This window comes from Streptomyces flavofungini (assembly GCF_030388665.1).
Lineage (GTDB): Bacteria > Actinomycetota > Actinomycetes > Streptomycetales > Streptomycetaceae > Streptomyces > Streptomyces flavofungini_A.
Genome location: NZ_CP128846.1, coordinates 8,149,234 through 8,160,948, shown reverse-complemented (window position 1 = coordinate 8,160,948; position 11,715 = coordinate 8,149,234). Strand labels below are relative to the sequence as shown.

Genomic DNA, 11,715 nt, shown 5'->3' with positions numbered 1-11,715 from the left:
CGGGGCCCGCTCGCTACCTTGGAGCGCGTGGCTGCGATCAAGCTTGTGGTGGTCGACGACGATCCGCTGGTGTGTTCCGCCCTGTCGGTGATGATGGGGGGCGCCGACGGCATCGAGATCGTGGGGGAGGCCGGAGACGGTGGTGAGGTGGTGGCGTTGGTGGAGCGGACCCGGCCGGACGTCGTGTTGATGGACATCCAGATGCCCGGAGTGGACGGTCTCACCGCGACCGAGCAGTTGCGGGCGTGTGCGGATCCGCCCGAGGTGGTCGTCCTGACGACGTTTCACGCGGACGAGCAGGTGCTGCGGGCCCTGCGGGCCGGGGCCGCTGGATTCGTGTTGAAGGACACGCCTCCCGCCGAGATCGTCGACGCGGTGCGTCGGGTCGTCGCCGGGGATCCGGTGCTGTCCCCCGAGGTCACCCGGCAGCTGATCTCTCGTGCTGCCGCCGGGGAGCCCGACACCGGCAGCGAGAACGGCAGGCCCGACGCCCGGGCCCGGCTCGGCACGCTCGGTGAGCGGCAGCGCGAGGTGGCGCTCGCGGTGGGGCAGGGGAAGTCGAACGCCGAGATCGCCGCCGCGCTGCACATGGGCCTGCCCACCGTGAAGACGCACGTGTCACGGATCCTGGCCAAGCTCGGACTCAACAACCGCGTCCAGATCGCCCTGTTGGTGCACGACGCCGACCCCGGCCCGGCGGACAGCTCCTAGCCGCCCGCGCCCTTCGCGCCGTGCCACGGCAGCCAGGCCCGGAGTGCGAAGTCGCCGTTCTCGACGCCGTGTTCCAGGTGGCCGCCGGCCAGCGAGGCGCGCTCGGCGAGGCCGATCAGGCCCTGGCCGGCGCCCGGGATCCCCCGCTCCACCTCCCGCCGCGCCAGCGGGTTCACCACCGAGAGGGTGATCCCGTCCCGGGGGCCGCCGGAGATCTCGACGGTGACCTCGGCGTCCGGCGCGTGCTTGCGGGCGTTGGTCAGGCCCTCCTGGACGATGCGGTACGCGGTGCGGCCCACCGCGGTGGTCACCGCGTCCGGTTCGGCGGCCCTGTCCTCGTACGAGATCCGCATGCCCGCCTCCCGCGACTCCGCCACCAGGCGCCCCAGGTCCGCCAGCGTCGGCTGCGGCCGGCCGTGGCCGGCTCCCCCGCTGTCCGCGGGCTCCGAGGCGCGCAGCACGCCGATGACTTCGCGCAGGTCCTCGAGCGCCAGGTGCGCGCTCTCACGGATCACGCCTGCCGCGCGCTGCACCTGCGCCGTCGAGGCACCTGGATGGAACTCGAGTGCACCCGCGTGCATGCTCAGCAGGGACAGCCGGTGCGCCAGCACGTCATGCATCTCTCTGGCGATCTCCTCGCGCGCCTGTCGGCGCGCCTCGCCCGCGGCGCGCTCGGCACGCTCTTCGAGCGAGGCGATGAGCTGGCGCCTCTTGCGTACGTACAGGCCCCACCCGATCGTCCCTGCCACCAGCGCGAAGTAGGTCAGCGCGGAGTTGGTCGCCTCGTGCTCGGGGTCGGGGTCGCGCGCCAGGAACAGCACCAGCTGCGCGAGAGTGACACCCGCCATCGCCGCCGTCACGCGCAGCGGGCGCAGGACCGCGACGCTGAACAGCGCCACCAGCGTCGCGCCGGTCAGGTAGTGGAAGTACGTGCCGGCAAGGAGCAGGACCACCGCCACCTGCACCGGCCAGCGCCTGCGGAGGAACACCGTCGCGCAGGCCAACGCTCCGGCGACCTGGTCGGCGATCTGCGCGCCCCGGGACATGTCCGCGTCGGTGGCCACGGAGTCGGCGCTGACCACGGCGAACGCCATGGCGAAGACGAACAGGGCGATGTCGGTGTACCAGTCACGGCGGCGGCGCATGGCGCCGAATCTACGTCCGCTCCCGCCCCGCCAGGACCGCGCGCCCCGCAGGTCGATACTTTCGGACTACAGCCCGCCCGCTGCCGTGTACCGACGGCCAATGCCCGGCCCGACCTGCGCTTTCTACGGTCGAGAGCATGAAAGGCATCCTTGGGTTCATCAGCTTCACGCTCCTCGTCGGCGGCCTGCAAGGCATCGTCCACGAGGCCTTCGACCAGTGGATCCCGCTCATGGGCTTCATGAGGCATGTCTACGTCGACGGCTACGAGATCTACCTCAGCATCGGGCTCATCGTCCTCGGCGCCGCCGTGGGAGCCGCCGCGTCCAAGGCCCCGCAGGGCTGAGGGCTGTGCGCAGGGCAATACACCTAGGTCATCGGGCAGTTCCTAGGTCGTCGGGCAGTTCCTAGGTCAGGCGGGTGAGGTGGGTCAGGGCCTCGTCGAGGGTCCGGCGCAGCTGCAGGGCGTCGGGGGCCAGGGCGGTGACCAGGGCGCCTGGTCCTGCCAGAGGGGTGAGGGCCGCTGACTCGCCCAGGGGTGTCGGGGGTGGTGGGGTGTGGGCGAAGTCCGGGTCCACGACGATCAGTTGGCCCACGGCGCGATGGCCCGCCAGGACGGCGGGGCCGTCCCAGCCGCCCGGGGCTCCGGGGCCGCAGGACAGTTCCTGGTCCAGGAGGGGGCGCCCGGCAAGGTGCACGGTGAGTCTGGAGGAGAGGAGGCCCGGGGTCTCGGCCGTGCGGCCCAGTACCTGTTCCTCGCGCAGGACCAGGCGGCCGCCTGCGGCGATGTCCGCGCGGGTCGTGACGCGCAGCTCGCTGCCCTGCACCGAGATCAGCTGCTCCGGCAGCCAGCGCAGTTCCGCCCCGGCGGCGACCGTGAGGCGCACGTCGTAGTGCGCCGGGGCGCCGTCCTGGCCCGGCAGGGCGATGGTCGCCGCGGCCGATCCGACGCTCAGGCGCGCCCCCTGCTCGACCTCTGCCTCCACGGTCAGCCGGTCGCCGCCGAGGGGGCCGCTCATGGCCCCCACCAGCATGACGTGGGCCTCGGGTCCCGTGGTGCGGGTGCGGCGCAGGGCCAGGGGGGCCTCGCCGTGGAGGAGGGGCAGGACCGTGCGGCCTTGGGCGTCCCTGCGCGCGGTGATGCGGGCGCGGGCCCGGACCCCGGCGGGGCTCGGCGGCCTGAGCCCGGTGTCGTCCTGGAGGAGCTGCGGGTGGGTCACTTCGTCGGGGCCTTCGTCCACTTCACGTGCTGCTCCCGTACCCAGCGCGCGACCTCGCCCACGTGCTCCTCGGATCGCAGCGACTGGAACACCACCGGGAGTTCCGAGCGCTGCGCCTTCGCGTCCGCCGCCATCCGGGCCAGGTCCGAGCCCACGTACGGGGCCAGGTCCGTCTTGTTCACCACGAGCAGGTCGGCCGTCGTCACGCCGGGGCCGCCCTTGCGCGGGATGTCGTCGCCTCCCGCCACGTCGATGACGAAGATCTGGGCGTCCACCAGGCCGCGTGAGAACGTCGCCGTCAGGTTGTCGCCGCCGGACTCCACGAGGATCAGGTCGAGTGGGCCGACCTCGTCCTCCAGGTCCTCCACCGCCTCCAGGTTCGCGGAGATGTCGTCGCGGATCGCGGTGTGGGGGCAGGCTCCCGTCTCCACGGCGGTGATGCGTTCCGGAGGAAGGACCGCTTCGCGCAGGAGGAACTCCGCGTCCTCCCGGGTGTAGATGTCGTTCGTCACCACGGCCAGGGAGAGTTCGTCGCGGAGGGCCTGGCAGAGGGCGGCGACTGTGGCCGTCTTGCCGGAGCCGACGGGGCCGCCGAGGCCGATGCGGAGGGCTCGGCGGGTGCCGTCGGGGCGGTGCGCGTCCGCGCTGATCGCCTTGGATTCGTCGTGGGTGTGGTCGAGGTGCATGTCGCTTCGCTCCTTGGGTCCTTGGGTCGGTGGTCGGTGATCGGTGGGTGGGCCACAGGCCGATCGGCGGCGCCCTTCGTCCGCAGAGCTCCCTACGACGCGAACAACCGCACCCCCCACCCCGCATGCCCCTCCGCCCCCACCTCCAGGAACGGCGCGGACGCCGCGGGCAGCACCCCCACGCCCTCGGTGACGGCCCGCCGGGCAGCGCTCTCCGCCGACGTCACCATCGCGTCCAGGTCCGGGGCGAGCCGGGCCAGCACGGCCGTCGCGTCGAACGGGTCGAGGCTCAGGAGCCTGACGACGGCGGTGGCGGGACCGCTGACGCTCTCGTAGGCGGAGCAGTACGCGGCGTCGGCCCCGTCGAGGCCCGCCGCCCGGGCGGTCGCGCCGAGGACGACCGGCTGGTGGGCGCCCTTGGGGAAGGCGCGGGCGAGGGCGTCGAGTTCGGCGGCGGGCCAGGCGACCCGGGCGGCGCGCAGCAGTTGCCGGCCGAGTCTGCGGGCGGTGGTGCGCAGCGCCGCGGACGGAGTGCGGGCGTCCGCCGCCTCGTCCAGGGCGGCGATGTCGACACCGAGCGCCGCCGCCGCGGCGAGGGCGGCCGACACCACGCCGGTGGTGTGCAGGCGGCCCCGGCAGAAGTCCTCCAGGGATCTCGCCCCGGTGATCCGCCCCGCCTTCACGGCCGCCTCGGCCCCGCCGGAGTGCGCGTGGCCTCCGGCGGGGAAGCGGCCGTCGGCCAGGACCATGAGTGCGGCCCGCGACATGTGCGGTCACCGCCTCAGAAGAGGAAGTACCGCTGGGCGAGCGGCAGTTCGGCGGCGGGTGCGGGTTCGACGAGTTCGCCGTCGATGCGTACGGCGAAGCTGTCGGGGGCGACTTCGACCCGCGGCAGGGCGTCGTTCTCGCGCATGTCGGCCTTCGTCCGGCCCCGGGTGGAGGCGATCGGCACGAACTGCCGCTCGAGGGCGAGGCGTTCGGGCAGGCCGTCGTCCAGCGCGGACTGGGTGACGAAGGTCAGGGAGTTACGGGCGGGCGCCCGGCCGTGGCCGCCGAACATCGGGCGCGGAAGGACCGGTTGCGGGGTCGGGATGGAGGCGTTGGCGTCACCCATCTGCGCGTACGCGATCTGGCCGCCCTTCAGGACCACTTCGGGCTTGACGCCGAAGAACGCCGGTTCCCACAGGACCAGGTCGGCCAGCTTGCCGCTCTCGACGGAGCCGACCTCGCGCTCGATGCCCTGCGCGATGGCGGCGTTGATCGTGTACTTGGCGACGTACCGCCGGGCCCGGTGGTTGTCGGCCCGGGTGTCCCCGGGGAGCGGGCCGCGGCGGCGCTTCATCACGTGCGCCGTCTGCCAGGTGCGCAGGACGACCTCGCCGACACGGCCCATGGCCTGGGAGTCGGAGGACATGATGGAGATGGCGCCGAGGTCGTGGAGGATGTCCTCCGCGCCGATGGTGGTCGGGCGGATGCGGGACTCGGCGAAGGCCAGGTCCTCCGGCACGGCCGGGTTCAGGTGGTGGCAGACCATCAGCATGTCGAGGTGCTCCTCGACGGTGTTGACGGTGTGCGGCCGCGTCGGGTTGGTGGAGCTCGGCAGCATGTTGGGCAGCGAGACCGCCGTGATCATGTCGGGTGCGTGGCCGCCGCCCGCGCCCTCCACGTGGAAGGCGTGCAGCGTGCGTCCGGCGACGGCCGCGAAGGTGGCGTCGACGAAGCCCGCCTCGTTGAGCGTGTCGGTGTGGACGGCGAGCTGGGCGCCGGTGTCCTCGCACACGTTCAGACAGGCGTCGATCACGGCGGGGGTCGCGCCCCAGTCCTCGTGGATCTTGAAGCTGACGGCACCCGCGCGGAGTTGGGCGCGCATCGACTCGGCGGACGTGGTGTTGCCCTTGCCCAGGAAGCCGATGTTGACCGGGGCGTTCTCCAGGGCGGCGAACATCCGGGCCAGGTGCCAGGCGCCGGGGGTGATGGTGGTGGCCTTGCTGCCCTCGGCGGGACCGGTGCCGCCGCCTATGAGCGTGGTGACGCCGGAGGCCAGGGCCTCGTCCACGATCGTGGGCGAGATGAAGTGGATGTGCGTGTCGATGCCGCCCGCGGTGAGGATCTTTCCGTTGCCCGACAGGATCTCGGTCTCGGGGCCGATGACGAGATCGGGGTGGACGCCGTCCATCGTGTCCGGGTTCCCGGCCTTGCCGATGCCGGTGATCCGGCCGTCGCGGATGCCCACGTCGGCCTTGACCACACCCCAGTGGTCGATGATCACGGCGCCGGTGACGACGGTGTCGGGGGCCCCTTCGGCGCGGGTCGTACGGGACTGGCCCATCGACTCGCGGATGACCTTGCCGCCGCCGAACACGGCCTCGTCGCCGGAGCGCCCGGGACCGCCGGAGCGGTCCTCCTCGATCTCCACGAGCAGCCCGGTGTCGGCGAGCCGGATCCGGTCACCGGTCGTCGGGCCGAACAGGTCGGCGTACGCGGCGCGGGACAGCTCAGTCATCGAGAGCACCTCCGGTCTCGCCGCGCAGGCCGGGCACGACGCGGGCGCCCGCGAGGGGCACCAGCGTCACGTCGACGGGAATGCCGGGCTCGAACCGCACGGCGGTGCCCGCGGCGATGTTCAGCCGCAGGCCGCGCGCGGCGGAACGGTCGAACTCCAGGCCGGGGTTGGCCTCGGCGAAGTGGTAGTGGGAGCCGACCTGTACGGGGCGGTCGGCGGCGTTGAGGACGGTGAGGCGGGTGGTGGGGCGGCCCTCGTTGAAGGCGATGGACCCTTCGGCGAAGAGGATCTCGCCGGGGACCAGGCCGGGGCCCTTAGGGCCCACGCCGTCGAACGCGCCCGCGCTGTCTGCTGATGGCATACGTCCCACGCCCCGTCAGACGATGGGGTCGTGGACGGTGACGAGCTTCGTGCCGTCCGGGAACGTCGCCTCGACCTGTACGTCGTGGATCATCTCGGGGATGCCGTCCATGACGTCGTCGCGCGTCAGCACCTTGCGGCCCGACGTCATCAGATCGGCGACGCTGCGGCCGTCGCGGGCGCCTTCGAGGATGTGCGACGTGATGAGCGCGATCGCCTCGGGATGGTTGAGCCTGAGGCCGCGCGCCCGGCGCTTCTCGGCCACGTCGGCAGCCACATGGATGAGCAGCCTCTCCTGCTCGTGCGGTGTCAGTCGCACGTCCCCACCTCATCGTCCTTGCTCCGAACCGTGCGGGGTCCGGCTGCCGCGGCCACCGCGACGGGAAAAGATGTAGCGCACAGCGAAGAGCGCGCCGAGGTACACCTTGGCGTACGCGATCCCCAGGTGGCGTGGCACGGCAGGCTAGTTGGACGGAGTTTCAGTGAGGTTAACCAGACCTTGACCGAGCCATGACCGCCAGCAGGACTGCCCCATACTCGGGCGGGGGTCCGCTCCTCACGCGGGCTCACCCATGCTCATCAGCCCGCGCACGCCGTCCCTCAGCGCGTCCGTCGGCACCCCGTCGAACAGGGCGACCTGGGCCGCGAATCCCTGCGCCATGGCGATCATCGTCCGTGCGACGCGGTCCGCGGGCACGTCGGCGCGCATCATGCCCGCGGCCTGATAGCCCTCGACGATCCGGACCCAGGCCGCCCGCACGGCGTCGTACCCGCCCTGGATGAGGGCGCGCAGCTCGTCGTCGCGCAGCGTCTCCGTCCAGACCTGCACGAGCAGTCGCGGGAAGTACGGCCGGTCGCGCTCGACGAGGCCCGGCTTGAGGTCGAGGACCTGGCCGAGCGCGCGGTCGACCAGGACGTCCGGCGGCGGGGGCGGCGTCTGCCCGGCCGCGGACTCGAAGACTTCCCTGATCTCGAGGAGCACCTCGGAGACGATGGCGTGGATCAGCTCGTCCTTGCCGCTGAAGTAGCGGTAGACGGCACCCGCCGACAGGCCCACCTCCTTGAGCACGTCCTGCATCGACGTGGCGTGGAAGCCGTTGCGGGCGAAGCAGAGGGCGGCGCCGTCGAGGATCTGGCGGCGGCGGGCGTCGAGGTGTTCCTGGGATACGCGGGCCATGCGTCCAAAGTAAAACGAACATTCCTTCTTGACAACACATACCCGTCGCCGCACAGTGGGGGCACAGCAAAAACGAACGATCCTTCTCTTTAGAGGTCAGCCCCGCAGAGACCGCCCTCACCGATCCCACCCCCTTCGCTCTGGAGAACCCCATGCCCACGCCGTCCCCTGCCGCGCCCCAGCAGGCCCGCCGCACGCTGACGGTCGCCCTGCTGGTTCCCTTCATCGTGGCCCTTGCCCTGTGGGCCTTCGCCTGGCCGGCGGCCAGGAACGCCCCGCGCGATCTGCCGCTCGGCGTGGCGGGCCCCGCCCACGCCACCGCCCCGCTGCAGAAGCAACTTCAGCAGCGGGAGGGCGCGTTCGAGATCCATCGGTACGCGGACGAGGCGGCGGCCAGGAACGCCATCGAGGACCGGACGGTGTACGGCGCGGTCGTCGCCACCGGCCAGGGGCCGAAGCTCCTGACGGCTTCGGCCGCGAGTCCGGTCGTCGCCCAACTCCTCCAGCAGGCGGTGGCGGAGGGCGCTCCGGACGGCACCCGGGTCACGACGGTCGACGTGGTACCCGCCCCGGCCGCCGATCCGCGCGGGGCCGCCCTGGGGTCGAGCGTGCTGCCGCTGGCCATCGCGGGGGTCGCGGCGGGCTCGATGGTGACGCTGCGGGGGCTGCGCGGACCGCGCGCCGCGGGGACGCTGGTCCTGGCCTCGGCGCTCGTCGGACTCGTCGCCGCCGCGCTCGCCGACAGTTGGCTCGGCGTCCTCACGGGTGACTGGTGGGCGGAGGCGGGGGTGCTCGGCTTGTCGGCTCTCGCCGTCGCCGCGACCGTGGCCGGCCTCGGAGCGCTGCTGGGAACGGCGGGCATCGGCGTGGGTGCGCTCCTGATGGTGCTGCTCGGCAATCCGTTCTCGGGGGTGACATCGGCGCCGCAGCTGCTGCCCGAACCGGTCGGCCTCATCGGCCAGTTGCTGCCGCCGGGAGCGGGCGGCTCGCTCCTGCGCTCGACCGCGTTCTTCGACGGGGCGGCGGCCACGGGCCCCGCCGTCACCCTCGCCGTCTGGGCGACCCTCGGCCTCGGAGCCGTACTCGTCGGAGCCCGGCGCGGCCGCGAGACTCCCCCGGCGACGGCATCGCCCCGGGTGCGCGAGCCCGCCCCGGTCGGCTGACGCCGCGCCGCACCGGAATGCCGCGTGCCCCGGCCGTGACAGATGGGCGCGCCCCCGGACAGCCGTGTGCCCCCGCCGTAGCGGACGGGGGCACACGGCCTTTCTTCGTGTCTCAGGTGATGCTGTCCGGCCCGCGGTGCTCCGCCGCGATGCCGAAGCGCCGGTGTTCGCCACCCGCGCCGGACGTGGACGAGCCGAGCGAGGACACGGAGCTGATCACGGTCTCCCCGGCGGCGGCGCGGACCGCCTCGGCCTCTTCGAGCTCGTCGAGCTCGGCGAGTCGACGCAGGTCATCGGCGGAGACGAGGGCCACGAGCGGCTTGCCGTGACGCGTGACGACCACGCGTTCGCTGCCGTAGACAACGCGGTTGATCAGGTCGGCGAGCTCTGCGCGGGCTTGCGTCACCGGAATCTCGTAGGCCATGCCCCCATCATAACGTCATGTACGTCCTGTACATTTTTTACAGAGGTCGTCGCTCGCGACGGCGCCAGCGCGCATGCCCGTGCGACCGCACGCATGCCGTACAGATCGGGAGGCACGCCCATGCAGCAGCCGTTCGCCCGCCACGTCCTGCCGGAGTTCACCGAGCGCACCAGCTCGGGCCCGCGCACGCTGGATCCGTACTCCAAGCTCCTGGAGGAGCGCATCGTCTTCCTCGGCACCCCCGTCGACGACGTCTCCGCGAACGACGTCATGGCGCAGCTGCTGCACCTGGAACACCTCGCGCCCGACCGGGACATCTCGCTGTACATCAACTCGCCCGGCGGCTCCTTCAGCGCGGCCACGGCGATCTACGACACCCTGCGGTACACGACCTGCGACGTGGAGACCGTCTGCCTCGGCCAGGCCGCGTCCGCCGCCGCCGTGCTGCTCGCCGCGGGCACGCCGGGGAAGCGGTCCATCCTGCCCGGCGCCCGGGTGGTGCTCCAGCAGCCCGCGCTCGCGGAGGCGTTGCGGGGCCGGCCGGCCGACCTCGCCATCCAGGCCGAGGAACTGCGGCGCACCCGCGCGCTCCTGGAGGAGATGCTCGGGCGGCACACGGGGCAGGGCGCCGAGCGGATCGCGGCGGCCATCGAGCGCGACACCGTCCTGGACGCGGCGGCCGCGGTGGAGTTCGGCCTGGTGGACCGAGTCGTGCCGAGCCCCAGGGGCGCGGCGACGGCCGCCGAGTGAGGCCCGGGTGCTGCCCGAACTGCCGCCGCTGCCCGCCCTGACCCGCGCCGAGGGCGAGCTGATCGACGCCTATCTCGCGGTGGTGGACCTCGTCGGCCGCGTCAATCCGGCGCGCGCGGAGCACACGTACGGCGGCCTGCGCGCCGCACAAGCCCTCGTCAGCAGGGCGGTGGAGCTGCGCGACGCCCTGACCCTGATGCACCAGCGGGGCGAGACGGAGGTCCACTCGGCGACGCTGGCGCGGGCGTTGCGCACGCTGGACGGCGAGCGACGGGCCGCGCGCGTGGCCGTGCCGCCGCCCCCGGTCGGCGAGGAGGCGCCGCCGACGGGCGGGTGACCGCGCCCGCCCGGAGGAGGAGACGAGCACGCCCGTGAACGGCGAGTCGGCCAAGCGTTTCTGCTAGGAGTTGACGGGGCCCGCCGAGGCAGAGTCGGCCCGGCCCCCCGCAGTCCCGCACCGCGCCGCCCCGTCTCCCTCGCGCCCCGCACCCGAGGTGCGCCGTCGCGCCGGACACCCGTCGGAGCGCCCCGGCCGCAGCGCGCCCGCGCCGTCCGCCCATTGAGGGTGCGGACGGAGCGGACGACATCGTGCCACTTCCGGCCCCGCAGCGGGATGCGACCAGAGGTGGTAGCTCTTTCAGCGTAGGAAACACTCGCACGCACGTGCCCCTGAAGTTGCACAACTCCCTTACGCGGCAGCCGGAACCGGACCTTCCAGCGCTGTTCGGGCAATCGTCTCCGACTGTGACCCAGGCCCCTTTCGGGCTCTGTCCACCCGAACGGTTCAGTCGTGAGGAGCCTCACATACGGCCGTTTCGGCTCGGTTTTTTCGCCACTCTCGGGTGAAGATCCCTTCCGACGACAAGCCCCCGCCACAAGCGGCGGGGCGGTCCGGGCGGACGCCGAGTCCTGCCGCCACCCGGATGACCGGTCGACATCTGTGCATCGGCAGGAGTGGAGGACCCAGCAAGGCGGGCCGTCCGGGAGACCGGCCGGCCCTTGGGGTGAAGTCGCGACGCGACCGGGCATCTTCGCCTGCCCGAACCCGACAGGTCATCCTTCACAGGCGGCTGACGAAGGGTTGCGCATGACTGCGCTGAATCGTGTTCCGTCGTTGCTGACGAGGGCCGGTACGGCTTCGGCTCTCACGCTCGCCGCCGTGGGCGGCACCATCGTGGCCCCCGGACTCGTCTCCGAGGCCGAGGCCGCCACACACGGGACGAAGGCGCTCAAGATCGCGGCTTCCAAGAAGGGCTCCCCGTACGGCTACGGGGCCGTGGGGCCGCACCGGTTCGACTGCTCGGGCCTCACGCTCTACTCGTACAAGCGCGTGGGCAAGAAGCTGCCGCGAACCGCCGCGCAGCAGTACAACAAGACCCGCCATGTCTCCAAGGCCAACCGCACCCGCGGCGACCTGGTGTTCTTCCACTCCGGCCGGAACGTCTACCACGTCGGCATCTACGCCGGCAAGAACAAGATCTGGCACGCCCCGAAGCGGGGCACGGTGGTGCGTCTGGAGAAGATCTGGTCGAACAGCGTCTGGTACGGCCGGGTCCGCTGACCCGAGTGCCGGGAGGG

At 72.5% G+C, this 11,715-nt stretch carries 15 protein-coding genes and 1 riboswitch; of the genes, 6 read left to right on the top strand and 9 right to left on the bottom strand.

The genetic code is table 11. The features are described 5' to 3' along the window. Positions 1 to 27 precede the first annotated feature (27 nt). On the top strand, positions 28 to 711 hold the full coding sequence (locus QUY26_RS35225; protein WP_289953902.1) for a response regulator transcription factor: 684 nt from the start codon (positions 28 to 30) through the stop codon (positions 709 to 711). Here the strand turns inward: QUY26_RS35225 and QUY26_RS35220 are convergent. After that, positions 708 to 1,856 carry a sensor histidine kinase gene (locus QUY26_RS35220; RefSeq protein WP_289953898.1) on the bottom strand — a complete coding sequence of 383 codons (1,149 nt, stop codon included), beginning with the start codon at positions 1,854 to 1,856 and terminating at the stop codon, positions 708 to 710. The genes QUY26_RS35225 and QUY26_RS35220 overlap by 4 nt on opposite strands. 137 nt (positions 1,857 to 1,993) lie before the next feature. Between QUY26_RS35220 and QUY26_RS35215 the strand changes: the two genes are divergently transcribed. Continuing rightward, complete coding sequence (locus tag QUY26_RS35215) at positions 1,994 to 2,200, top strand: hypothetical protein (protein ID WP_289953896.1); 207 nt, start codon at positions 1,994 to 1,996, stop codon at positions 2,198 to 2,200. A 61-nt stretch (positions 2,201 to 2,261) separates the two neighbouring features. Here the strand turns inward: QUY26_RS35215 and QUY26_RS35210 are convergent, their stop codons facing one another. From QUY26_RS35210 to QUY26_RS35180, 7 genes are all read right to left on the bottom strand, one after another. After that, positions 2,262 to 3,074, bottom strand: a complete 813-nt coding sequence (locus QUY26_RS35210; protein WP_289956316.1) for an urease accessory protein UreD — start codon at positions 3,072 to 3,074, stop codon at positions 2,262 to 2,264. Next, positions 3,071 to 3,760, bottom strand: a complete 690-nt coding sequence (ureG, locus tag QUY26_RS35205; protein WP_289953895.1) for an urease accessory protein UreG — start codon at positions 3,758 to 3,760, stop codon at positions 3,071 to 3,073. The genes QUY26_RS35210 and ureG overlap by 4 nt, the downstream gene beginning before the upstream one ends. A 92-nt stretch (positions 3,761 to 3,852) precedes the next feature. Then, positions 3,853 to 4,527, bottom strand: coding sequence for an urease accessory protein UreF (locus QUY26_RS35200; RefSeq protein WP_289953893.1), 675 nt, complete (start codon positions 4,525 to 4,527; stop codon positions 3,853 to 3,855). A gap of 14 nt (positions 4,528 to 4,541) precedes the next feature. Further along, positions 4,542 to 6,263: an urease subunit alpha gene (locus QUY26_RS35195; RefSeq protein WP_289953891.1), complete on the bottom strand. Its 1,722-nt coding sequence runs from the start codon at positions 6,261 to 6,263 to the stop codon at positions 4,542 to 4,544. Further along, positions 6,256 to 6,567, bottom strand: coding sequence for an urease subunit beta (locus QUY26_RS35190; RefSeq protein ID WP_289956313.1), 312 nt, complete (start codon positions 6,565 to 6,567; stop codon positions 6,256 to 6,258). Before QUY26_RS35190 ends, QUY26_RS35195 begins: the two co-directional genes overlap by 8 nt. 72 nt (positions 6,568 to 6,639) lie before the next feature. After that, entirely contained in the window at positions 6,640 to 6,942 is a 303-nt protein-coding gene (locus QUY26_RS35185) for an urease subunit gamma (protein ID WP_289953889.1), read from the bottom strand. A 237-nt stretch (positions 6,943 to 7,179) separates the two neighbouring features. Then, entirely contained in the window at positions 7,180 to 7,800 is a 621-nt protein-coding gene (locus tag QUY26_RS35180; RefSeq protein ID WP_289953887.1) for a TetR/AcrR family transcriptional regulator, read from the bottom strand. Between the two features lie 152 nt (positions 7,801 to 7,952). Between QUY26_RS35180 and QUY26_RS35175 the strand changes: the two genes are divergently transcribed. After that, a complete protein-coding gene (locus QUY26_RS35175; protein ID WP_289953883.1) occupies positions 7,953 to 8,963 on the top strand; it encodes an ABC transporter permease in 1,011 nt (336 codons plus the stop codon). Between the two features lie 112 nt (positions 8,964 to 9,075). Here QUY26_RS35175 and QUY26_RS35170 read toward each other — a convergent pair whose 3' ends face one another. Continuing rightward, complete coding sequence (locus QUY26_RS35170; protein ID WP_289953881.1) at positions 9,076 to 9,387, bottom strand: type II toxin-antitoxin system Phd/YefM family antitoxin; 312 nt, start codon at positions 9,385 to 9,387, stop codon at positions 9,076 to 9,078. 120 nt (positions 9,388 to 9,507) lie between these two features. On the opposite strand from QUY26_RS35170, the gene QUY26_RS35165 reads away from it, so the two are divergent. The 3 genes from QUY26_RS35165 to QUY26_RS35155 all read left to right on the top strand — a co-directional run bounded on the left by QUY26_RS35165 (position 9,508) and on the right by QUY26_RS35155 (position 11,698). Next, positions 9,508 to 10,137: an ATP-dependent Clp protease proteolytic subunit gene (locus QUY26_RS35165; protein ID WP_289953879.1), complete on the top strand. Its 630-nt coding sequence runs from the start codon at positions 9,508 to 9,510 to the stop codon at positions 10,135 to 10,137. Positions 10,138 to 10,144: 7 nt separating this feature from the next. Continuing rightward, on the top strand, positions 10,145 to 10,474 hold the full coding sequence (locus tag QUY26_RS35160; protein ID WP_289953877.1) for a hypothetical protein: 330 nt from the start codon (positions 10,145 to 10,147) through the stop codon (positions 10,472 to 10,474). Between the two features lie 582 nt (positions 10,475 to 11,056). Further along, positions 11,057 to 11,221, top strand: a riboswitch (cyclic di-AMP (ydaO/yuaA leader). A 3-nt stretch (positions 11,222 to 11,224) separates the two neighbouring features. After that, a complete protein-coding gene (locus QUY26_RS35155) occupies positions 11,225 to 11,698 on the top strand; it encodes a C40 family peptidase (RefSeq protein WP_289953873.1) in 474 nt (157 codons plus the stop codon). Positions 11,699 to 11,715 lie beyond the last annotated feature (17 nt).

Excerpts from the sequence above, each read along its gene's own strand:
- ureG (WP_289953895.1), bottom strand. The coding sequence starts at position 3,760 with ATGCACCTCGACCACACCCACGACGAATCCAAGGCGATCAGCGCGGAC.
- QUY26_RS35155 (WP_289953873.1), top strand. The coding sequence starts at position 11,225 with ATGACTGCGCTGAATCGTGTTCCGTCGTTGCTGACGAGGGCCGGTACG.
- QUY26_RS35195 (WP_289953891.1), bottom strand. The coding sequence starts at position 6,263 with ATGACTGAGCTGTCCCGCGCCGCGTACGCCGACCTGTTCGGCCCGACG.
- QUY26_RS35220 (WP_289953898.1), bottom strand. The coding sequence starts at position 1,856 with ATGCGCCGCCGCCGTGACTGGTACACCGACATCGCCCTGTTCGTCTTC.
- QUY26_RS35180 (WP_289953887.1), bottom strand. The coding sequence starts at position 7,800 with ATGGCCCGCGTATCCCAGGAACACCTCGACGCCCGCCGCCGCCAGATC.
- QUY26_RS35200 (WP_289953893.1), bottom strand. The coding sequence starts at position 4,527 with ATGTCGCGGGCCGCACTCATGGTCCTGGCCGACGGCCGCTTCCCCGCC.
- QUY26_RS35175 (WP_289953883.1), top strand. The coding sequence starts at position 7,953 with ATGCCCACGCCGTCCCCTGCCGCGCCCCAGCAGGCCCGCCGCACGCTG.
- QUY26_RS35170 (WP_289953881.1), bottom strand. The coding sequence starts at position 9,387 with ATGGCCTACGAGATTCCGGTGACGCAAGCCCGCGCAGAGCTCGCCGAC.
- QUY26_RS35215 (WP_289953896.1), top strand. The coding sequence starts at position 1,994 with ATGAAAGGCATCCTTGGGTTCATCAGCTTCACGCTCCTCGTCGGCGGC.
- QUY26_RS35165 (WP_289953879.1), top strand. The coding sequence starts at position 9,508 with ATGCAGCAGCCGTTCGCCCGCCACGTCCTGCCGGAGTTCACCGAGCGC.